This window comes from Shewanella sp. Actino-trap-3, assembly GCF_002836275.1.
GTDB classification, from domain to species: Bacteria; Pseudomonadota; Gammaproteobacteria; order Enterobacterales; family Shewanellaceae; genus Shewanella; species Shewanella psychromarinicola.
In genome coordinates, this window is the sequence record NZ_PJCE01000001.1 from 1,895,698 (window position 1) to 1,917,305 (window position 21,608).

Here is a 21,608-nt window from a genome sequence, read left to right on the forward strand (position 1 = left end):
TTGATTGAAAATCAGTGCGGCAGAGGAGACTCAAGTTAAACCTGAGCGTGAGCGTGAGCGTGAGGTAATACAATGCACACCTTTAGTCCATGAGGTTCTAGCCGATTAAAGGTTAGCTCGCCATGATGCAAGCTGATAATGTGCTGGCAAATAGACAAGCCTAAACCGGCTCCTTGTGAGGCATTTTCATCAACACGATAAAATCGGTTTTTTGCTAAATTGATTTCTTCATCAGACATACCGCGACCTTGATCCATCACACAAATCATCGTCTGTTTATCATCTTCAGAAACCTTAATGGTAATTAATGATTCTAGAGGGCTGTATTTGCAGGCGTTTTCGATAATGTTTTTCAGTACCAATTCGAGGTAAAATTGATCGGCATTAATGGTCATCTCAGGGGGAATAACGATATGCCATTCGTAATCAGCAATCACGTGTAATAGCTGATTAATCACGTTCTCCATAATATTTTGCAGCTTACAATCGGTTATATTTAACGCCTCAATGGCATCAACACGTGACAACAGCAACAGTTGCTCCACGGTATGGCTTATATGATTAACGCCTTCGCTCATGGCCTGAATATAAGGCAAAGCCTCTTGTTGCAGTGCATCATCTGCCCCCGTTAACACATCACGTAATCCATCACTGTGCAATTTAATAATCGCCAAAGGGGTTTTTAATTCGTGGGCAGCATCTGCGCTAAAACGGCGTTCACGGATCATGGTGTCAGCAATGCGTAATAAGTAGCTGTTTAATGCATATTGCGTTGAAATTAATTCCTTCGGTAATTTGATATCAATGGGGGTTAGATCTTGTACCGCACGATTATCTAAATGGCGCTCTAATAACTTAACCGGTTTAAATAAATAATAGGTTAGCAGCAACATAAAAAACATTATGATGGGGGTAATGATTAATGGCGATCGCCAAGTGTTACTGATGATTAATGATACTAACTCTTGGCGAACATCATCCCGTTGCGCTGTAACTATCCATACTTGATTAGGTTTAGAGAACAGACTGTAAACATGCCATTTATCGCTTTGAATAATTTTGATGGCATAACCTGGGGTAAAGTCTGTCAGTAGCTGTTTACCTGAACTATCAGAATAAGCCAGCAACGCCCCCGTTGCAGACAGTAATTGAAATGAGAGCTTATGTTCATAGGATAATGTTTCAGGGTTAGTTTGATCTGCAAAGGTTTCGATATTGGAATCATCGACATGAAACAAGATTGGCACTGAGATCAGTTGTGCCAGTTGCTCTTCGGTCAGCTGATCCACATAAAACTGTTCCAGCATTTTGGCTGTTTGAACCATTTGCGCGTCAAATAATTCTTCCACTTCATAGATAGAATCTCGCGTGCTTAATAGACTCGAAAATGTGACGGTTAATATAATACCTACCAACATAAGCAAGCTTGATAATAGTCGCAGCGAAAACATAATATCCTTATAATATTGACATAATCTTATTATTTTTAATGGTTTAGCTTAACGTGTAAATTATACAATTTCCATTAAAATGTAACCAATACCGCGCACGGTTTTAATCAATTCAGTGGCCATTTTTTTACGTAGATGATGAATATGGACTTCAATCGAGTTGCTGCCCACCTCATCCCAGCCATACGTTAATTGTTCGAGTTGACTGCGAGTTAACACTCTCCCAGCTGACTGAGCAAACTCTAACAAGAGTTGATATTCACGCCGAGACAATGAAATTAATTGATCACGAAAATGCACGTCACAGCGGGTAAAATCAATCGCTAACGCCCCATAACTGAATTGGTTATGATCTAAACCATGCTGACGACGAATGATCGCTTTGAGCCTGGCAATTAATTCCCTTACATCAAAGGGCTTACTTAAATAATCATCAGCGCCAATGTCTAAACACATCAAGCGTGTGTCAAAATCCGTGTTGGCGGTCAACACAATAATCGGTAATGAGATACCGTTTCTACGCCACTGTTTTAATAAATCAGCACCATTGCCATCGGGCAAACCAAGATCCAAAATAATCGCACTAAAATCTTCATTCTCTAACGCTACCTGCGCCTGCTTATAGGACGGTAAATGATCGACTTGAATACCCTCTTTGGCAAGGCCCATCATTAAGCCTTGCGCTAAAAGCTTATTATCCTCAACTAACAATACCCGCATTGATTGTCCTTATTATTTACCGAAACACCTTATAATCGACACCTTGTTGCTGTAAAAAGTCTTCAGCATCAGGTCCTTTTAACATCGACATGGTGGCTAACATTCCCGCCATGACACAATTGGGCGCCAGCACTGTGACAGATAATGGCGCCTGTTCAACCGGGTAACCATTGTTAGGATTAATAATATGTCCATAACGCTTACCAGCAACCTCAATATAGCGACGGGTATGGCCACTGGTGGCTAATGCACCTTGGCGAATGGTTAATAATGCTGCAGCGTTATCAAGCTTCTGCGGATTTTCAATGCCCACTTGCCAGCCATCATCCTTGCTAATAGGGCAAGCAATATCACCACCAAAATTGACTAGCACCGACGTTTTTGGCCAACGTTGAGCCAATAATTGCGCGGTGCGATCGACCGCATATTCTTTGCCAATACCGCCAAAGTCGACACTCATACCTGCAGGCATAAAAACCGTCGTGTCAGTCAATTCAATATGAGCAAAACCGACATGTTGCAAGGCATCATCGATATCAGTTTGGCTAGGCACACGATGGCTGCCGTCAAAGCGCCATAATGCCATTAATGGGCAAGCACTAATATCAAACGCCGCCTCACTTAATTGAAAACATTGCTGGGCGAACGTTAGTAAATGAAGCGTTTCGGCATCAATCGGTGTCGTTTCACCTTGAGCATGGTTTAACTGCCACACCACATTACCCTCAATAAAACGACTAAATTTATGTTCGATACGCTTTGCCTCATCATAAGCAAGATTTAGCATTTGCCTAGCAATGTGCTCGTCATTAACCGCCATTAACAATTCACACGGACTTGCCATGGCGTTAAATGAACCTAAAAAGCCCCAAGGACGAGGCTGTAAGCTCATCACTGTTGGGGCTTTTGACACTTTAGTTAGTGGTTTAAGCAAGTTAAATCACTCTGTTTATTGATGATACTCTCATCTTAAAACGAATAACTCACTTGGGCTATGATTGCTTTTACCGCAGGGAATAAATCGTAATTTTGCAACTGACCAGGTATCTCTGTGCCATTATTTTCAGGATTTTGCTGGTAATACTCAAGACGATAACTTAATTCATGGCCACCCGATAAACGCTGACCAAACTTAAGCCCAATAGTATAAGCCGTCATATCACCAATACGATAATCAGCACTGGCATACTCAGGTATGGCATCGCCGCTCATCAAAAAGGGTTGATAAAACTCAGCCGCTTGCTGCTGGTAATAACGCAAATGCAATTGTCCGTACATGCTTGGACTAAAATAGTATCGATAATGAGTTTCTAAAGTCTGTGACTGAATATCCCAATCATCAGTACTATAACGATATGAAAAATCGACTACACCAGAATCCAAGGCACCTTTAGTGAGTAAAAACACACTGTGCTTAAGACGTGAGTCAGGACGATTCTCGTAGCGGTAAGCTTGGGTTTTACCGTTGATATCGACTTCACTGAGAATTTTATACGGGTCAGTCATGTAACCTGACACACTGGATAAACCGTAGTTAGCCTGCATCAACCAATTACGATTAATAATCTGTGTCACGCCAAACATGATATCGCTAGTTTGTTTGGTATCATCGCCCGCTAAACGAGTTTGATCAAAGGCAGCTTGATAATCGGCATCGTTGCCATAATCACCACGAAACACCATTTCTGACATTGCCACTGGGCGTCCACCGACAGGATCAACCACATCATTAGTAAATGCACCCGATAACGACACCGTGGTGTTATTTTTATTAAAGCTACGCTCAAGGCCACCGTTAATGCCCATCGATAGGTAATCGAACTCTTTGGAGCCATAAACGCCTATATTACCGGTCCAATCTTGATTAATCACTTCTTGCCAATTCGCACTCAGCTGAACACGAGTATCATGAAAAGTATCATCAAGCGGTGTATCACCTGTCGCAACGGTATATTGGCCGTCACCAGATGGACGAGTAAAGGTTTGGCTTTCGCTTTGTGCAACCGCACCTGAGGCGGATGCGCCGGTCAAACTGTCGACCACAATTTTCATGTCCAATAGCGAACTGTCACCAAACGCTTTTTGCACATTACCAATCGCTTCAGCAGCTTGAACTCTATCTTGCTCACCATAATACATAATGGCGGCGTCAACTTTCCAATCATCATTCACAGCACCAGACTCTGCCGAATCTGCAGCGCTGACCTGTTGGCTCAATAAACTACAACTTGCTAACGCCAATGCACTGGCAATACTTTGCTTAGATGTTAGTTGCATCCACAACCTCCGCCCGCTAATGAACGACCACCACTGGTGCCTTCTTTACTAAAATAAATATGATCATCTAACGCGAGATCGAGCTTTTCGCTGTTTAAGGCCATGTCTGCACGGGCTAATTGATCTTTCTCCCAAGGTTGTACACCTAGGCTCGAACACCCTACCAGGCTGCTCACGACAGCGATAACAGCAACTGTCTTGGCTAATTGTTGACACCACGGTTTTGTCATATGATTACTCCTGTAACAACATTTGGATTTCTTGTTCATATGCGGGAATATTCTGTTGATAAAATCCCACGTGGCTTTGCACTAATTCACCTTTGCGATTAAACAAAAAGCTACTTGGCATACCTTGTAATTCAAAGGCGTGCGCAACATCACCCTCTGGATCAAAACGAAGATTAAATTGTGCCGGCAGCTTACTCAAAAACTCATGAGCTAATGCGCTATCAACATCAAGATTAATCGCTACCACCTCTAAACCTTGCTGTTGATATTTAGCCTGCATTGCATTCATCCAAGGAAATGATTTACGGCATGGGCCACACCATGATGCCCAAAAATCGACATAAACCACTTTGCCAGCAAACTCTTGCAAACTAACGCTTGCGCCTTGTTGATTCAATACATTGTGTTCTAATGAGGGAGCCGCTTGAGTTTGGGTGTTAACACCTAACCCTACGGCTAAACTTAACGCTATAAACTTGATTTTACGAAAATGAGAAAATAACCCAATTGACATCATATTTTTACCTAATGAACAGATTGCCCACAACATAGGCCACCAATCTTAAGATTTACTTAAGCAATGGCAACATATCTTAAGGGCAGCTTTTGTGGCTTCTTTCTATTAGGTTATGCTTATTGACGTAGAACAACTGCAGGTCATAAGCTCCGCCTTGATAACATCACCACAAACTGCTGCAACATGGATCGTTAACGATCAACAGGCACTAACACTAGCCACCAATCATTTTAGACACTAGGCCTTTATCGTTTCCCGACTCAGCCACTAAAATCCCCGCTAAATGTAAACCAATAAAAGGGACGAAATACCAAAGTGCTAGCTTGTGAATTGTTTCAACCTGATCTTCTATCGCTTCAGGGCCAAACTTGAGCAACAGACCGAGTATCACAGATAGCGCAACACCTGCATAAAATACCCAATAAACCCATGCTTGAAACTTTTGTTTTGTGGTCGCTTGGCGCGAGAAAGGTGATGGATAGTGCAGACCAAATTTAGCCATATAAACAAAACGAGCCAGCAAAAATACGCCCACTGCATAACCAAAGTAAATATGCCATTGGAACATCACTCCGCGAATACTTTTAGCAATGATCACCGATTGTTTATCCGTAATAATAAGATCTATTTTGGCTAGGCCTTGATGAATAATGGCGGCCATGTGGTTTTTCTCCATCCAGCCAAGCCTCAATAATATGGTTAACAACATGACCATCATAGTCAAGGCCAGTCCCCAATGGAGTAAACGGTGTAGCAGTGGATAAGTAGTCTGTGTTTGCATGGAAAACCTCGATAGGATTATGATGATGGCGCCATTATAACGTCCAAATCTTAACAATCACTTATGAATGGCATTAATCGAAAGATAAACTAAAACATGTCATTATTGCGATAAAAGAACATTGAAGGGAGTCACACATGACGCATATTTTTAACCAAAGCCGACAAGCGGCATTATTCCTTGCAGGTCTTGGAACCTCATTAGGTGGACTTTATACTTTGTTTCCTCAATGGGCCGTCGAAAATCTTAACCAACTAACCTATGTGGTCGACAATACGATATTTATTCAGCATTGGGGATTTATGGTATTAATGCTCGGATGCAGTTTTTTTATTGCCATGGTCCGGTCAACTTGGATAAAACCACTGTTTTGCATTGCGCTAATTGAAAAGCTGTTTTTTATTAGCCTAGTATTGAGCAATGCCAATCAATCTTTTGTCGATGGCTTTTGGCTATCAATGGTAATGGACAGTATTATATGTGCTTACATAGCCGCTTATTTATGGTTTTGCCGAGCCACGGCTGATTTAACGTCTTAAGCTAAGCAAACTTAATTTAGCCGATACTATCTGGCGGTGCCGCGACATCGCATTTTTTGCAACTGAGAACCATACCCAATTTCTGTTGCCGACCGGCAACAGTTGTTACCCACAGGCGAACGGTCCACGGTGGATTATGGCGTACATGTTGAAAATGGCCGCAGCCTAATTCTGCCACCCAATGATGCTCTTCATCCAAATGATAACCGATAATTTTTTGCTGCATATTGGTTAGCCCAATGGTTAATGTATTACATTGCGACACAATGGATTATATTTCTGCTGGCTCAATAAATAGCCAATATCATGTCGATAACACCCACAAAAAAGCCTGAACGAGTCAGGCTTTTTGAGCAATAAATAACTTAACTACATGCTAGATTACTTAACCTTAGCGCGGGTTATTTAGTACGATCGCGAATATGGCTCATTGCACGCTTACGACGACGCTCTTGACCTACGGTTAATTTCACCGTTTTACCTTCAAACGGGTTAGCACCCTCATGGAAACGTAACTGAATGGGTGTACCGACAACTTTTAATGACCGACGGAAGTAATTCATCATATAACGCTTATACGAATCAGGTAGCTTCTTAACTTGGTTACCGTGGATAACAACAATCGGTGGATTATAACCGCCAGCGTGAGCATATTTCAGTTTCACACGACGACCATTAACCAATGGTGGCTGATGATCATCTTGTGACATTTGCATAACACGGGTCAACATTGAAGTACTCACACGACGTGTCGCACTGTCGTATGCTTCTTCAATTGACTCATATAAATGGCCAACACCGGTGCCATGTAACGCCGAAATAAAGTGGATACGCGCAAAATCGATAAAGCCTAAACGGCGATCAAGTTCACTTTTAACACGGTCTTTGATTTTTTGATCAATACCATCCCACTTGTTTATGGCAATAACCAATGCACGACCTGCGTTTAAGGTAAAGCCTAATAAACCAAGATCTTGCTCTGCAATCCCTTCACGTGCATCGATCACTAACAATACTACGTTAGCATCTTCAACCGCTTTTAAGGTTTTAATCACCGAGAATTTCTCGATAACTTCATTGACTTTACTGCGGCGACGAACACCTGCAGTATCAATTAACACGTACTCTCTACCTTCGCGTGACATTGGAATATAAATACTGTCACGGGTGGTACCGGGTTCGTCATAAACTACGACACGCTCTTCACCTAAAATACGGTTGATCAACGTTGATTTACCTACGTTAGGCTTACCAATAATGGCGAGCTTAATCGGTAAGTTTTGTAGGCGTTCTTGTTCCGCTTCAGCTTCTTCTTCAGTATATTCACGCTCAACTTGTTCGCCTTCTTCGTCTAATTCACGAACAATACCCATAGCTTCAGCATAAGGCGTTAACGCATAGTCGATCATGTTGGTGACACCACGGCCTTGTGCCGCAGCCATTTGATATACTTCGCCTAAACCAAGAGACCAAAACTCACCACAAGCTGAATCAGCATCAATACCATCAACTTTGTTGGCAACAACAAAGGTCACCTTGTCGCGGCTACGTAAATGCTGAGCAATCGCTAAATCAGCAGCGGTAAGACCAGAACGGGCATCGGTCATAAATAATACAACATCGGCTTCTTCGATCGCAGCCAATGACTGTTCAGCCATTTTAGTTTCGATCCCCTCTTCAGTGCCATCAATACCGCCAGTATCAACAACGATAAACTCGTAGCCAGCTAAAAATGCACGGCCGTATTTACGGTCACGAGTTAAGCCAGGGAAATCAGCGACTAACGCATCACGAGTACGAGTAAGACGGTTAAATAATGTCGATTTGCCGACATTCGGTCGCCCAACAAGGGCCACAACAGGGATCATGATTTTGCCTCTAAAAAACTTTTCAATAAAAAGCCCCCGGAACGCTTCCAGGGGCTCTAGTAAGGATATTATACCTTAATTAACGCAACAATAGTGCTAGGACTTATTCCGCATCTGTTTCGGTATCTTCCTCAAGATTCTTTTGCTCTTGTTTGTTCAAACTCACAATGGCGACTTTTCCGCTGCGACCTTGAACATAAATTTTGTCATCCTCCACTAAAGGTTGGCCATATAAGCCATCGCTATCAACTTCAATGCGGCCAACAACCTCACCGCTAATACGGTCAATAAAATGCAAGTAACCTTCAAAGTCACCGACAACAATATAGTTATCTATTACTGCTGGAGCCGTTAACTGACGATTTTTAAGCTCAGAATTACTCCATAGCTCTAAACCATTACGGCGATCGACTGAGTAAATACGGCTATGGTCGTCCACTAAAAACAGGCTGATACCTGCTGCGGCCAAATCATTAAAGCTTGAGTATTTACGCGACCAAACTACGCGACCATTGCGAAGCTCCATAGAGACTAAATTACCATTGTAACTAGCAACATATAGATTCTCACCCAATATTAATGGCGTCATATCAATATCGGCCATACGGGTAAACTCATTGGCACCGGTCGGACTAAAAACGGTTTGTTCCCACGCTGCTTGACCATTACTTTTAACAACAACAGCTATTTTGCCATCTGCAGAACCTAAAAAGAAACCGCCCGCTTCATAAACCGCAGAACCCGTACCCCGTAAAGTGAGGTTTGGCAGTTGCATCTCATAGCTCCATAACTTTTCGCCGTTATCGACATTAAATGCTTCAAATGTGCCTTTACTGGTATTCACTGCGACAACATCTTCTGCCACTGTGGGTGCCGATAATAATTCGCCATTAGCTTGCGTAGACCACACAACGTCACCCGTTGCCTCATCAAGCGCGACTAATAAGCCCGTTTCGCCACCAATAAACACTTTACTGCGTGCCGCAGTAACACCTGCAGCTAAACGAATGCCTTTAGTTTTGGTTACAAGCTGCTGTTCAAAGACGTCATTAAAGTCTTGCTTCCAAAGCTCATCACCACTTGTTTCGTCAAAAGCGACAACTATACCGTTGCGATCAGCAACAAACACTTTGCCATAACGGACGCTGGGACGAAGTTGCGAATAATAATCGCCGACGCCATCACCAACACTGGTATCCCAAATAATCTCAGGAAACACCGTTGCTTGTATATCAACTAATTCACTAACAGGCTCTTCTTCAACATCACTTGAAGAACAAGCAGACATAAGAGCAACACTTAGCCCAACGGCAAGTAGATTTTTGCACCACGACTTCATCGGCTAAGTTCCTTATGCCTTGTTTAGATTGTCTAACTTCATGGTCAGCGCTGGACTGGTTAACGCACCACCATTATCCACTGCTGCTTGATAAGCTAATTTGGCTTTATCCAAGTCACCTTGACGCACTAAAAAGTCACCTTTTAATTCTTCACGTTGAGAAGCAAATGCTTTATCAGTCACTTGATCTAACGTGGCTAACGCCATGCCTACATTATTTTGCTCAGCTTGAATACGCGCTAAACGGATCATCGCGACCATGCCCAAACCAGCACCAGGTTGCGCCGCAATCACTTTGGTAAATGAAACTTCTGCTTTAGCCAAATCACCCGCTTCAACTGCCGATTTTGCTATTATCAATTCTAGTAGCGCTTGATAACCTTGCTGATCATGTTCTGATGCAAAGCTTTCTGCCTGAACCAATAATGCAGCAGGATTATTAACCTGTGTCACGATAGACTGAAATGACTCTGAAGCTTCTTCAGCCGCCGTCACTTGCATGTCTGAATAAGTATTCCATCCATATAAGCCACCAAGGCCTACCACGGCACCCACGACAATCGAGGTACCATAATCTTTCCAGAACTGCTTGATAGCATCTACTTGTTGTTCTTCTGTGCTATAAATTTCCACTGGCACTTCCCCTTTTAAATCAGTTCTGCAATTTTAGTTACGAGTTCACTACGCGTAACCAATTGTTGTTCGTTGTTAGTTCGTAATGGCTTAATAGCGACTTGATTACTGGCCAATTCATTTTCACCAATAATTAACGCAAACTGAGCACCGCTTTTATCGGCACGCTTCATTTGCTTTTTAACGTTACCGCCACCGCAATGACTCATGACTTTAAGCCTTGGTAAATGTTGACGCAACTCTTGAGCCACTTTAATGGCTTCGACTACGCAGTTATCGCCCATTGCTGTGACATAAACATCCACTTCAGCGGCAATGTCACTGGTTAACTCGAGCGTTTCAAGCAATAGTACAATCCGCTCAAGACCCATAGCAAAACCAACAGCGGGGGTATCTTTACCACCAAGTTGGCCGACTAAACCGTCGTAACGTCCACCTGCCAATACCGTACCTTGCGAGCCCAAACTAGTGGTAACCCATTCAAATACAGTACGGTTATAGTAATCTAAACCACGGACTAAACGCGGATTGATGGTGTATTGGATACCAACAGCGTCTAAGAGTTCACACAAAGTTGAAAAATGTGTCTTTGATTCTTCACCAAGGTATTCCATCAATACTGGTGCATCGCTTAAAATAGCCTGCACTTGTTGCGATTTACTGTCTAGCACACGTAATGGATTTGAATACATCCGACGTTGGCTATCTTCATCTAATTTGTCTTTGTGTTGCTCTAAAAAAGCAATTAACGCATCGCGGTAAGCAGCACGCTCAGCGGGATCGCCTAGGGTATTAAGCTCCAGCGCAACATGTTCTTTAATGCCTAACTGGTCCCATAAACGGGCAGATAACATTAATACTTCAGCATCAACATCGGCGCTGCCGATCCCGAAAACTTCAACACCAAACTGATGAAATTGACGATAACGACCTTTTTGTGGACGCTCATGACGAAACATCGGTCCCATATACCATAAACGTTGTTCTTGGTTATACAGAAGGCCGTGCTCATTACCCGCGCGAACGGTTGAGGCGGTGCCTTCAGGGCGTAAGGTTAAGCTGTCATTGTTACGATCGCCAAAAGTGTACATTTCTTTTTCAACAATATCGGTCACTTCACCAATAGAGCGTTTAAAAAGATCAGTACTTTCAACAATAGGAGTGCGAATTTCGCTATAACCAAATGCACTAACTGATGAGCGCAATACAGCTTCGACTTTTTGCCATAAAGGACTTTGCGTTGGCAGAATATCATTCATACCGCGAATAGCTTGGATTTGCTTTGCCACTGTTAACTTGCCCAATTCTTGAATTAGCTTGCACTAATAAAATGTAAATATACCCTCAACATAGACAACACTTAGGTTGTCATGCACAGGATTAATGATTATTCAGTTTTGTCGGTGATCGCGATGCGATTTGCCATCATGCTTGCTTTAGCACGGATTTTGGCTTCTAAGCCATCGATAATATTTTTATTGTCAAAGCGCTCTTTTTGACGCACTCCGCCATCATAATAACCGCTCTTTGCATGGCCGCCAGTTAAGCCAATATCTGACACCAGAGCTTCGCCTGGACCATTAACCACGCAACCAATAATAGACACGTCCATTGCAGTGGTAATGTCTTCAAGACGACGCTCAAGTTCATTGACGGTACTAATCACATCAAATTCTTGGCGCGAACAAGAAGGACAAGCAATAAAGTTAATCCCACGGCTACGAATGCGTAAAGACTTTAAAATATCAAAGCCCACTTTAATTTCTTCAACTGGATCGGCCGCTAACGAAATACGTATGGTATCACCGATGCCTTCTGCCAATAACAGACCCAAACCGACCGCTGATTTGACTGAGCCTGCGCGCAGGCCGCCCGCTTCGGTAATGCCTAAATGCAAGGGTTGACGAATTTGTTTCGCCAGTAAGCGGTATGATGCAACAGCAAGGAAAACATCTGAGGCTTTAACGCTGACTTTAAATTGATCAAAATTCAAACGGTCTAAAATATCTACATGACGCATTGCTGATTCTAATAAGGCTTCAGCCGTTGGCTCGCGATATTTGTCCATTAAATCTTTTTCAAGCGATCCACCATTCACTCCAATACGGATTGGAATGTTGTTATCGCGCGCGCACTCAACAACACTGCGAATACGTTGTTCATTACCAATATTACCCGGGTTAATACGCAAGCAATCTGCACCGTATTCTGCCACTTTAAGGGCAATACGATAGTCAAAATGAATGTCGGCCACTAAGGGAACATTCACTGACTGTTTAATCATTTTAAAGGCTTCAGCTGCGTCCATCGTCGGTACAGAAATACGCACAATATCAGCACCGACTTTTTCTAACGCCCGGATTTGCGCAACGGTTGCTTCAACATCGTTGGTATTAGTGTTCGTCATCGATTGCACAGCAATCGGCGCACCATCACCAATAGGCACATTGCCCACATATATACGTGTAGATGGTCTGCGAATAATTGGGGATTCGTTATACATGCGAATATGCTCTATTGCTATGCTAAAGCATTATGACGCTTTAGGCAGGGTTAATCTTGCTACTCGGCCGTCGGAAAACGCAGCTAAACTGACGTTATTACCATCGAGACTGATACTGGCTACTTGAGGCGCACCCAGGATCACTTTAAAAGGTTTTGTACCACGGACTTCTATTCTTTGTGCCGCATTTTTCACACCATCAACCATCACTTTGCCATTGGCATCAGTTACGTTAACCCAACAGTCACCCGAAAGTTCAATCGTTAACACACTCTCAGAACTTGATACGCTCGTCTCTGTTATGGTTGACGATGGCGTACTCGGTTGAGTTAATGCCTGAGTTGAGCTCGCCGCGTTTTGCGCTGTTTGGATAAGATTATCTTCAGCTTCGATCGCAGCCCTGCTAGCTGCATCAGTTGAACTATCGATGCCTTCAGTCACATAATCTGACTCACTGGTGGTGTTTTCACCTTGCGATTGCCCAGATTCACTGCGAATGATTTGCTGCGGATCAAGCATGCTACCTTCCGCGGCAATTTCTTCAACGGTTGGCTGTGATAAATCAACATTTGTCAGTAATGATGATTTTTGAACCCACCATAACACCAGCATCGCTATCAATATGGCAACAATAAGGTAAGTCACTAAATTAAGACGACTATTGCGAGCTTGATGGATCGTCTTACGTGAAAAACTTTGCATTACTGGTGCCACTATTTCAGGCACTTGACGGCTTAAACATTGTTGTATTGCAGCAATGTCGGCGCTAACAAAACGAGCATAATTCTTAATATAGCCTCTAACATAAGTGGTAGACGCTATATTAATAAAAATATCATTTTCAAGATCTTCGATGATCTTGGGACGTAAATGCAATTGGGTTGCGACGGTCTCAATCGAGATCCCCTTTGCTTCGCGAGCCGCTTTTAAAATGGTGCCGGCTGTCACTACGTCTTTTAACAAATCCGCCTTTTCTGCGTCTTGTTCTACTTCGAATTCATTAGTCATTAATTCAAGTTAGCTCTATAATTTTTGGCTTGTGGAGATGCAGGAAACTTCGCAATTAATAAAATGCCAAATCGTTTTACGGCCTCTACATCGTTCGCCGCCCGCTCAATCTTAATCCCTAAGGCTAAACTTTCTGCTGATTCACTAGCAACTCGATGGTATCTTGCGAGTTGTTCGCGCGCATTGCCGTAGTCAGCATCTTCCATGGCTAACTCGGTTAGTTCTAATAACGTTACTTGCCGTCTTTTATCATACTTTAACGCCATATTAAAATACTGTCGCGCTTTTTCTTTATCACCTGCTTTGCGACTGCACACCCCTAAGTTTTCATAACTCGATGCTGTACGGGTATATTTAGGTGTTTCAATCGCAGCAAGAAACATTTTCTCAGATTCGACAAATTTATTTTGTTGACACAAAAACACCCCAAAGTTATTCCGCGCATCACCGGTGACATCACTAAAGCTAATGGCCTTTTCGTATGATGCTTCGGTTCGCTCTAAATCACCTACGGTTTGGTAATAATAAGCCATTGCCATATGAACTTCACTGGTATTGGGTGCATATTCAACTGCTTTATTTAAATTATACTTGGCTTGTTCGCTATTACCACGATTTAGATAAGTAAGTCCGAGATGCATACGCTCTCTAGCGGCCCCCTGCTTATCAAACTGACGTTCAGCTACAGGGATATCAGTACCACTGTAAGTACGCTCAGTCACACAAGCAGTGACAGACAAAGCCAATAAGGTAATCAGACCAACCTTTTGCATTCCGTGCATCATCTATAAGCCTATTATCTATGTAAACAACGAGTTATTCCATTGTGACTGAAATCTGATTCTGTTGCATTTGTTTTTTTGCTAAACGCTTTGTTCTATCACGAATATCACCCGCTAACTGGCCACAAGCAGCATCAATATCATCCCCACGGGTTTTACGCACAATAACGGTGAGGCCATGTTCTATCAATACTTTAGAAAAACGGTCTATGCGTGAGTTAGATGAACGACCGTAAGGAGAACCAGGATACGGGTTAAACGGAATTAAGTTAATCTTACATGGAGTATCTTTCATTAACGTTGCAAGTTCATGCGCTTGGTCTGTGCTGTCATTAATATGATCAAGCATCACATATTCAACCGTTACGCGGCCGCGATTCGCATTAGACTTTGCTAAATAACGACGAATACCCGCTAAAAATTCTTGTAATGGATATTTTTTGTTAACCGGAACCAACACATCGCGCAGTTCATCATTAGGCGCGTGGATACTAACCGCTAATGCCACATCAATAACGTCACCGAGTTTATCAAGCGCAGGTACCACACCAGAGGTTGATAAGGTCACGCGACGTTTAGATAAACTAAAGCCAAAATCATCAAGCATAATATCCATCGCAGGGATCACATTGGCAAGGTTAAGCAAAGGCTCACCCATACCCATCATCACTACGTTAGAAATGGGTCTATCACCGGTGTCTTTATGGAAACCTAAAAATTGCGATACTCTCCAGACTTGACCGACGATCTCCGATACCGTTAAGTTACGGTTAAAACCTTGCTGACCAGTAGAGCAGAAAGTACATTCTAAAGCGCAACCCACTTGCGACGACACGCATAACGTCGCGCGGTCCTCTTCTGGAATATATACCGTTTCGACTTCTTGACCCTGACCAACATTGATCGCAAATTTAATGGTGCCATCAGCAGACTCTTGAAAATTAGCAATTTCAGGCGCAATAATTTCGTATTTCGCAGCCAATTTTCCACGTAAAACTTTGTTTATGTTGTTCATTTCTTCAAAATCAGTGACCCCAAAGTGATAAATCCACTTCATTAACTGATCGGCACGAAACGGTTTTTCGCCCATTTCACTGAACAACGCACGTAGTCCTTTACGATCAAAATCTAATAAATTGATTTTTTTTACACTCATCTGCCTAACCTCAAAACACCAAAACCTGTAACAGGGCGGCGAATTATACAGTTAGCATCACGTTTTAGCCAGTATCTCGAGCATCGAGTTTACTCAATTTCTCTAGTATCGTGTTTTAGTCACTGTCGCGAGTGCATCAAGTTTATTCTGTAGCTCTAATATTGTGTTTTAGCCACCGTCGCGAGTACATCGAGTTTTAGTCACTGTCGCGAATGCATCGAGTTTATTCTGTATCTCTAGTATCGTGTTTTAGCCACCGTCGCGAGTACATCGAGTTTTAGTCACTGTCGCGAGTGCATCGAGTTGACTCGGTATCGCTAGTATCGTGGTTTAGCCACTGTCCGAGTACATCGAGTTGACTCAGTATCGCTTGTATCGCGTTTTAATCACTGTAGCGAGTGCATCGGATGTTATGATAGAATTGATACAGTTTGTTTAGTCTACCTCGAGGAAGTTTCTACTTACATTTATGTTAACTCTTTTTTTGATTGTCTTTTTTGCTATTTTCATTTCATTTCTATGCAGTATTTTTGAAGCAGTCCTCTTATCTGTTACTCCAAGTTATATCGAAACCCTCAAAGAAACTCACCCCTTTATTGCTGCACGCCTCGATAAGCAAAAGCAAAACATTGATTCTCCATTAGTCTCTATCTTAACGATAAATACCATCTCACATACCATGGGGGCTTCTGTTGCTGGTGCAAAGGCGGCCATCATATTTGGTAGTGAAATGCTTGGCGTATTCTCTGCTGTTCTGACTTTTTTAATTTTATTCTTCTCAGAAATTATTCCTAAAACCTTAGGGGCTAATTACTGGCGCAAATTGGCTCCATCGGTATCACTATGTTTATATTGGATGGAAAAGATGACGATGCCTTTAATTTGGATGACTCAAAAAGTCACCAACCTCTTCGGCAAAGGCGAAAAAGGTCAATACATTCGTCAAGAACTCAGCGCAATGACCCAAATGGGCAAAGACAGTGGCGAATTAAGTGAGCAAGAATCACAGATGTTAACGCAAATGTTGTCGATGAAAGACATGCACGTCAGTGACATCATGACCCCCCGCACAGTGATTTTTAAATTACCAACTCACATCACTAATGAGCAATTTATCGACCAGTATTTGTCCAGTACTTTTACCCGGATCCCGATTTATCAAGGTGATCGTGACAATGTGATTGGTTATGTCAATCGTAATGATATTATACTTCAGTCTCGCCAAGCCCCAGATACTGAAATTGGAGAGCATTTAAAAAGTTTACTCGTCGTCCCTTCTTCCGTAAGAGTATTGTCGCTGTTTCAATTAATGATCAATCGCAGTTCAAAAATCGCATTGGTGGTTGATGAATACGGTTCAAGCGAAGGCATTGTGACGATTGAAGATATCATCGAAACCTTAATTGGTTTAGAAATCGTTGACTCAAAGGATTTAACGCCCAATATGCAAGCATTGGCGCGCAAACTATGGCAACGACGGATAAAAAGTAAAGGTTTAGTCATATACGATGAAAATAATATGGGTTAATTAAGCCTCCGTTATTGGCTATAAAATCAGGCTAACCAATTATTAACATTCAATTTATAGCCTTTTTATACCAACTGAATGATGTATATTCCAATTTATCTTAATCATTAACAATGTTAACAGCAATTCGATTAACTAATTGTTAAAAAAGGTGTTTTACCACTGTTAACACACTAAACTTGTTGTGATCACGGGGCTATGATCACGGGGCTAATAGTCAATCCTGCGTTAGCCTCAATCCATACCATAGTACAGTGTAAATATGTCGCATTATTGTCAATAACCTCATCTCTGGACAAACCTTAAAATAATAAACGGTTCTCAAATCGCTCTTTGTCCCGCGAACGAAGTGGCATTGACTTGCAACAAAAGCGCTATTATTGCCTTTACTCGCAAAACAAAAGGCAAGGTTAACAAACCAGACAACACGCTAATTTATATCACTTTATCTTACTTATACCAGAATTGAAGTTAAGTACGATCAATAAAAGACTCTTAGGTATTCTGTTTCTGCGTTACATGGCAACTCTTGCACCAACAAGCTTAAATTGAAAGACCAAAGGAAACGCTGAGTGATTACATATTTAATGAAATGGGTATAATATACCGACATTAAATTGAGGGAAAAAATGCCAAATATTTATCGTTTATCTATTGCTCACATTAATGACACTCATTCTAACTTCGAACCTAGTCCAGTCCATTTTAGCCTGACAGCCCAACAGCACACTTATAAACTAGAAGCCCATTCTGGTGGCTATGCACGTTTAGGTTATCAAATAGAACAGGCAAGACAGCAAGCCGCGGCCCAGCAAACTCCATTTCTATTTTTACATGGCGGCGATAGCTTTCAAGGCACCTTATATTTTAGAGAGTTTAAAGGTGCAGCCAATGCCCATTTACTAAACCTGCTAAAGCCCGATGCTATGGTAATAGGTAATCATGAAATCGATGCGGGTAACAGCCCTGTTCAAGCGTTTTTAAATCGTATCGATTTTCCGGTATTAGCCGGTAATATGGATTTAAGTCAGGAAGACCGCCAGAAAACGGGCCGACTTTATGGCCATCCAATGCTATACGACTTTGATGACTCAACTGAAACGGCCAAAGTATTAATTAAGCCGTTTTATGATACCAAGCTAGCGATAATTGGCATCACTCTTGATCAAATGCGCTTAATTGCCAGACCGGATCCTGATACCCACTTTGTCAATGCCATCGAGACCACAGAGCGAACAATACAACGCTTGCACCAACAAGGTATTCATCACATTATCGTCCTAAGCCATTTAGGCTTAGATCAAGATAGGGAACTGGCCGCAAAAGTTGATGGCATAAGCCTGATTGTAGGTGGTCACTCGCATACGCTCCAAGGCGAGCTGAGTGATATTGGCCTGAGTAATATCCCTTATGGCGAAACAATTAATTCAACGCCGATTTTACATGCCGGTAAATATGCTGAAACGGTTGGTTTAGCTGAAATATGTTTTGACCAACAAGGTAAGGTTGTCGAACTGTTGGGTAACAATTACTTTATGCTCGATAACAACATTACCGTAACCACAAAACAAGGCACTGTTGCTGACAGTCATACTTCAGCGGCATTAATTGAACAACTTTTTAGTCACCCTTGTATTAAAGATGCCCAACATGATGAAGAGATCCACTCGGTCATTCACACCCAATATAGACCATCATTAGACGCAATAGAAAATCAAATTCTGACCCATATCCCGCGCGATTTTGTCCATACTCGCCTGCCCAGTAAACATTTTCCTCACGGTAGTGAAATTGCGCCTTGGGTCAGTAGAAGCATGTATAAAGCCGCAAAAAATATTGAACCGAATATTGATTTTGCCCTCCATAATGCTGGCGGTGTTAGACAGTCATTGAATAAAGGCCAATTGTCATTAGCGGATGTAGTAGGACGAATTTTACCTTTTGAGTTACCCCTGACCTTGTACCAAATCCAAGGAAAATATGTAATTGAAGCGCTTGAGTCTTCAATTAACTCGGCAACCAATAATGGTATTATGGGTACTGGCGCAGGTAGTTTTCCTTATCCTTACGGATTGCGTTACTTCTATGACGGCAAACAAATTAAAGGGCAACGGATCACCCAAGTCGAAATTTACAAACAAGATCAATGGCAAACTCTTGATCCTAAAAAGCTGTATCTGGGGGTATCAAGTTCTTATACCGCTGCGGGTAAAGAAGGATATGAGGCATTGTTGCTGGCACATTGGCAACAATCGATAACGGATCAAACATTACCAGAAGCGTTTATCGATTTTGTCAGTCAATATGGACACCTCATTAACGGACTACTATTGGCCAATGTACATTATATTAGCCACCGCGATTAAACCAGCATGCCTAACAGCTGGGAGACCGCAATAATTCGTAGTAGATCACAGACCTCAGTGAGCAGAGATGGTTAAATAGCATAAAATTGAGCGAATCTCGTTATCCATTATCATCTGTAGATAAAAATAGGAATACATACATGAAAGCTAAATTAATCGCATTTGCAGCAGCGGCCACCTTGGCTATAGGTGTATCTTCAGCATGGGCACAAGGCGCTTTACATCAAGCTGAAGTTCTCGACACCATGAATGGCGGTGGTTATACCTATGTTCAGTTAAAAGAAGCTGACAAAACATACTGGGCAGCAGGTCCGCAAACTGAAGTAAGCAAAGGTGACAAGGTCGAAGTGTCAGAGCAAATGTGGATGAGTGACTTTAAAAGCTCAAGCCTCAACAGAACATTTGATAAAATCATGTTTGTTGGTGATATTAATAAAAAATAGTACGTTTTATTGCTAAAACCTTACATAATTGACCAATCTTATCGATTGGTCTTTTTTATGCAAAATTCATTACCTCATCCTTATCAAATCGTGGATTTTTCTGCGTCAAATGCAACTCAAATCAGTCAATTATACCATTGTGCCGTACAAGGTATTATTCATCCAAGATACCCAAAATTAAAACTCAATGCATGGTCCTCAGCACCCCGTTCCGCTAAATTTTGGCAACTAAGATACAAACGAAATAAAGCATGGTTAGCGCTTGATAACCAGCACGTTATTGGCTTTATCAGTGTGGAAACACACTTTAAATATCAAGGTTACATAGATTGCTTATATGTACACCCCAACCACCAACACCAAGGCATCGCCAGCGCCTTATGCAGTCACTTGCAGCATTGGGCAATACAGCAACAATATTCCAACCTCAGTGTTGATGCGTCATGCTTATCTAAGCCCTTGTTTGAAACCATGGGCTTTATCTTGCAACACACAAGCTATCAGCAAAAACGCGGTCAAACCTTTAGCGGCTTTTACATGAAAAAAACTATTCTAAAAGCCTAGGTGCTAGGACGCTTCGCGGCTAGATCCTATAACAGCGTAGAGCTAGGGCGATAACGGCACGCCATTGAGTACCTCAAAAAGGGTGCTAACGAGCGAACGCCTTAATAGCAGCGTAGCGATCTAGCAGGACGCAGTCCGCCCTAGCCTCTAGGCTGTTATCGATCTTCTCGCTCGTTATCGCTCGTTATCGCTCTTCACCGCTTTATTAGCAGCGTAGCGATCTAGCAGGACGCAGTCCGCCCTAGCCTCTAGGCTGTTACGCTTGTCATCGCTTGTCATCGCTTGTCATCGCTTGTCATCGCTTGTCATCGCTTGTTACCCGCTTTAACGCTTTAACAGCGGTTGTAGCATTTCTTCCAATCCATTGAGTTTCACTTCATACATTAATGCGAGTTGCTCACCGAGCTTGCCCTCTGGAAAACCTTTAGAATGAAACCAGACCAAATACGGTTCAGGTAAATGCAATAATTTACGTCCAGCATATTTACCAAATGGCATGGTTTGATTAATCGCTTCTAACAATTGCTGCTCATTCATCACTATGGCTCCAGGCCTTTGATTATCAATAAGGTTATTGTATTACCCATCACATTAACTATTTTATCAGCTCAGAGTCATTTTCAAAACTGCTTTAGGCTTCGCCAAATCAACAGATAATGGATCTGTTTGCTATAGCGGGCCGTAAAGGCACCAGCAACGGAATAGCATAACTGACGGATGTCGAGTTAATGGCCATTCATGTCAAATCAGCACCAAGTTCACTTCAAAAACACGTTCAAGTGACAATATCGAGCATTAATAAAGCGACTAATAAAGCCACTGCTAAAGTAAATGCTAAAATTAAATACCCTATTTGACCTCAATTCTGGATAATAAACGCTTATCAAACAGCCCTTAGCTTAA

General features: G+C 42.1%; 22 protein-coding genes. 5 read left to right on the top strand and 17 right to left on the bottom strand.

All coding sequences use genetic code 11. From position 1 onward, the window contains the following. Positions 1–35: 35 nt before the first annotated feature. The 7 genes from CXF80_RS08045 to CXF80_RS08075 all read right to left on the bottom strand — a co-directional run bounded on the left by CXF80_RS08045 (position 36) and on the right by CXF80_RS08075 (position 5,976). Complete coding sequence (locus CXF80_RS08045) at positions 36–1,418, bottom strand: sensor histidine kinase (RefSeq protein ID WP_443019012.1); 1,383 nt, start codon at positions 1,416–1,418, stop codon at positions 36–38. 93 nt (positions 1,419–1,511) lie between these two features. Next, positions 1,512–2,171, bottom strand: coding sequence for a response regulator (locus CXF80_RS08050; RefSeq protein ID WP_101032389.1), 660 nt, complete (start codon positions 2,169–2,171; stop codon positions 1,512–1,514). A gap of 16 nt (positions 2,172–2,187) precedes the next feature. Beyond that, positions 2,188–3,063, bottom strand: a complete 876-nt coding sequence (locus CXF80_RS08055) for an FAD:protein FMN transferase (RefSeq protein ID WP_198554818.1) — start codon at positions 3,061–3,063, stop codon at positions 2,188–2,190. Between the two features lie 77 nt (positions 3,064–3,140). After that, positions 3,141–4,448 (bottom strand): DUF3570 domain-containing protein, encoded by a 1,308-nt coding sequence (locus CXF80_RS08060; protein WP_101032390.1) that lies wholly within the window; start codon positions 4,446–4,448, stop codon positions 3,141–3,143. Further along, positions 4,439–4,678 carry a DUF4266 domain-containing protein gene (locus CXF80_RS08065; protein WP_164839513.1) on the bottom strand — a complete coding sequence of 80 codons (240 nt, stop codon included), beginning with the start codon at positions 4,676–4,678 and terminating at the stop codon, positions 4,439–4,441. The genes CXF80_RS08060 and CXF80_RS08065 overlap by 10 nt, the downstream gene beginning before the upstream one ends. Before the next feature lie 4 nt (positions 4,679–4,682). Beyond that, on the bottom strand, positions 4,683–5,195 hold the full coding sequence (locus CXF80_RS08070) for a TlpA disulfide reductase family protein (RefSeq protein WP_232772063.1): 513 nt from the start codon (positions 5,193–5,195) through the stop codon (positions 4,683–4,685). A 214-nt stretch (positions 5,196–5,409) separates the two neighbouring features. After that, the gene (locus tag CXF80_RS08075; RefSeq protein WP_101032392.1) at positions 5,410–5,976 is read right to left on the bottom strand and encodes a cytochrome b/b6 domain-containing protein; all 567 of its coding nucleotides are present in this window, start codon (positions 5,974–5,976) and stop codon (positions 5,410–5,412) included. Positions 5,977–6,113: 137 nt separating this feature from the next. On the opposite strand from CXF80_RS08075, the gene CXF80_RS08080 reads away from it, so the two are divergent. Continuing rightward, entirely contained in the window at positions 6,114–6,515 is a 402-nt protein-coding gene (locus tag CXF80_RS08080) for a hypothetical protein (protein ID WP_101032393.1), read from the top strand. Positions 6,516–6,531: 16 nt separating this feature from the next. Here CXF80_RS08080 and CXF80_RS08085 read toward each other — a convergent pair whose 3' ends face one another. The 9 genes from CXF80_RS08085 to CXF80_RS08125 form a co-directional block, all read right to left on the bottom strand. After that, positions 6,532–6,741, bottom strand: a complete 210-nt coding sequence (locus CXF80_RS08085) for a DUF3565 domain-containing protein (protein WP_101032394.1) — start codon at positions 6,739–6,741, stop codon at positions 6,532–6,534. 175 nt (positions 6,742–6,916) lie between these two features. Next, positions 6,917–8,383: a ribosome biogenesis GTPase Der gene (gene der, locus CXF80_RS08090; protein WP_101032395.1), complete on the bottom strand. Its 1,467-nt coding sequence runs from the start codon at positions 8,381–8,383 to the stop codon at positions 6,917–6,919. A 103-nt stretch (positions 8,384–8,486) separates the two neighbouring features. Beyond that, positions 8,487–9,722 (bottom strand): outer membrane protein assembly factor BamB, encoded by a 1,236-nt coding sequence (gene bamB, locus CXF80_RS08095; protein ID WP_101032396.1) that lies wholly within the window; start codon positions 9,720–9,722, stop codon positions 8,487–8,489. Between the two features lie 12 nt (positions 9,723–9,734). Beyond that, positions 9,735–10,355, bottom strand: a complete 621-nt coding sequence (locus CXF80_RS08100; RefSeq protein WP_101032397.1) for a tetratricopeptide repeat protein — start codon at positions 10,353–10,355, stop codon at positions 9,735–9,737. A 14-nt stretch (positions 10,356–10,369) separates the two neighbouring features. Continuing rightward, positions 10,370–11,644: a histidine--tRNA ligase gene (gene hisS / locus CXF80_RS08105; RefSeq protein WP_101032398.1), complete on the bottom strand. Its 1,275-nt coding sequence runs from the start codon at positions 11,642–11,644 to the stop codon at positions 10,370–10,372. Positions 11,645–11,742: 98 nt separating this feature from the next. Continuing rightward, entirely contained in the window at positions 11,743–12,858 is a 1,116-nt protein-coding gene (gene ispG / locus CXF80_RS08110) for a flavodoxin-dependent (E)-4-hydroxy-3-methylbut-2-enyl-diphosphate synthase (protein WP_101032399.1), read from the bottom strand. Positions 12,859–12,888: 30 nt separating this feature from the next. Continuing rightward, the gene (locus tag CXF80_RS08115) at positions 12,889–13,866 is read right to left on the bottom strand and encodes a RodZ domain-containing protein (RefSeq protein WP_101032400.1); all 978 of its coding nucleotides are present in this window, start codon (positions 13,864–13,866) and stop codon (positions 12,889–12,891) included. Further along, positions 13,866–14,651 (bottom strand): type IV pilus biogenesis/stability protein PilW, encoded by a 786-nt coding sequence (gene pilW, locus CXF80_RS08120; protein ID WP_101032401.1) that lies wholly within the window; start codon positions 14,649–14,651, stop codon positions 13,866–13,868. Before pilW ends, CXF80_RS08115 begins: the two co-directional genes overlap by 1 nt. A gap of 31 nt (positions 14,652–14,682) precedes the next feature. Then, positions 14,683–15,804, bottom strand: a complete 1,122-nt coding sequence (locus CXF80_RS08125) for a bifunctional tRNA (adenosine(37)-C2)-methyltransferase TrmG/ribosomal RNA large subunit methyltransferase RlmN (RefSeq protein WP_101032402.1) — start codon at positions 15,802–15,804, stop codon at positions 14,683–14,685. A 469-nt stretch (positions 15,805–16,273) separates the two neighbouring features. On the opposite strand from CXF80_RS08125, the gene CXF80_RS08130 reads away from it, so the two are divergent. From CXF80_RS08130 to CXF80_RS08145, 4 genes are all read left to right on the top strand, one after another. Beyond that, the gene (locus CXF80_RS08130) at positions 16,274–17,332 is read left to right on the top strand and encodes a hemolysin family protein (protein WP_101032403.1); all 1,059 of its coding nucleotides are present in this window, start codon (positions 16,274–16,276) and stop codon (positions 17,330–17,332) included. A 629-nt stretch (positions 17,333–17,961) separates the two neighbouring features. After that, entirely contained in the window at positions 17,962–19,698 is a 1,737-nt protein-coding gene (locus CXF80_RS08135) for a bifunctional metallophosphatase/5'-nucleotidase (RefSeq protein WP_101032404.1), read from the top strand. A 140-nt stretch (positions 19,699–19,838) separates the two neighbouring features. Further along, positions 19,839–20,141, top strand: coding sequence for an NrfJ (locus CXF80_RS08140; protein ID WP_101032405.1), 303 nt, complete (start codon positions 19,839–19,841; stop codon positions 20,139–20,141). Between the two features lie 57 nt (positions 20,142–20,198). Beyond that, positions 20,199–20,705: a GNAT family N-acetyltransferase gene (locus tag CXF80_RS08145; RefSeq protein ID WP_101032406.1), complete on the top strand. Its 507-nt coding sequence runs from the start codon at positions 20,199–20,201 to the stop codon at positions 20,703–20,705. 324 nt (positions 20,706–21,029) lie between these two features. On the opposite strand, the gene CXF80_RS08150 is transcribed toward CXF80_RS08145, so the two are convergent. Continuing rightward, a complete protein-coding gene (locus tag CXF80_RS08150) occupies positions 21,030–21,242 on the bottom strand; it encodes a DUF3820 family protein (protein ID WP_101032407.1) in 213 nt (70 codons plus the stop codon). Positions 21,243–21,608: the final 366 nt, after the last annotated feature.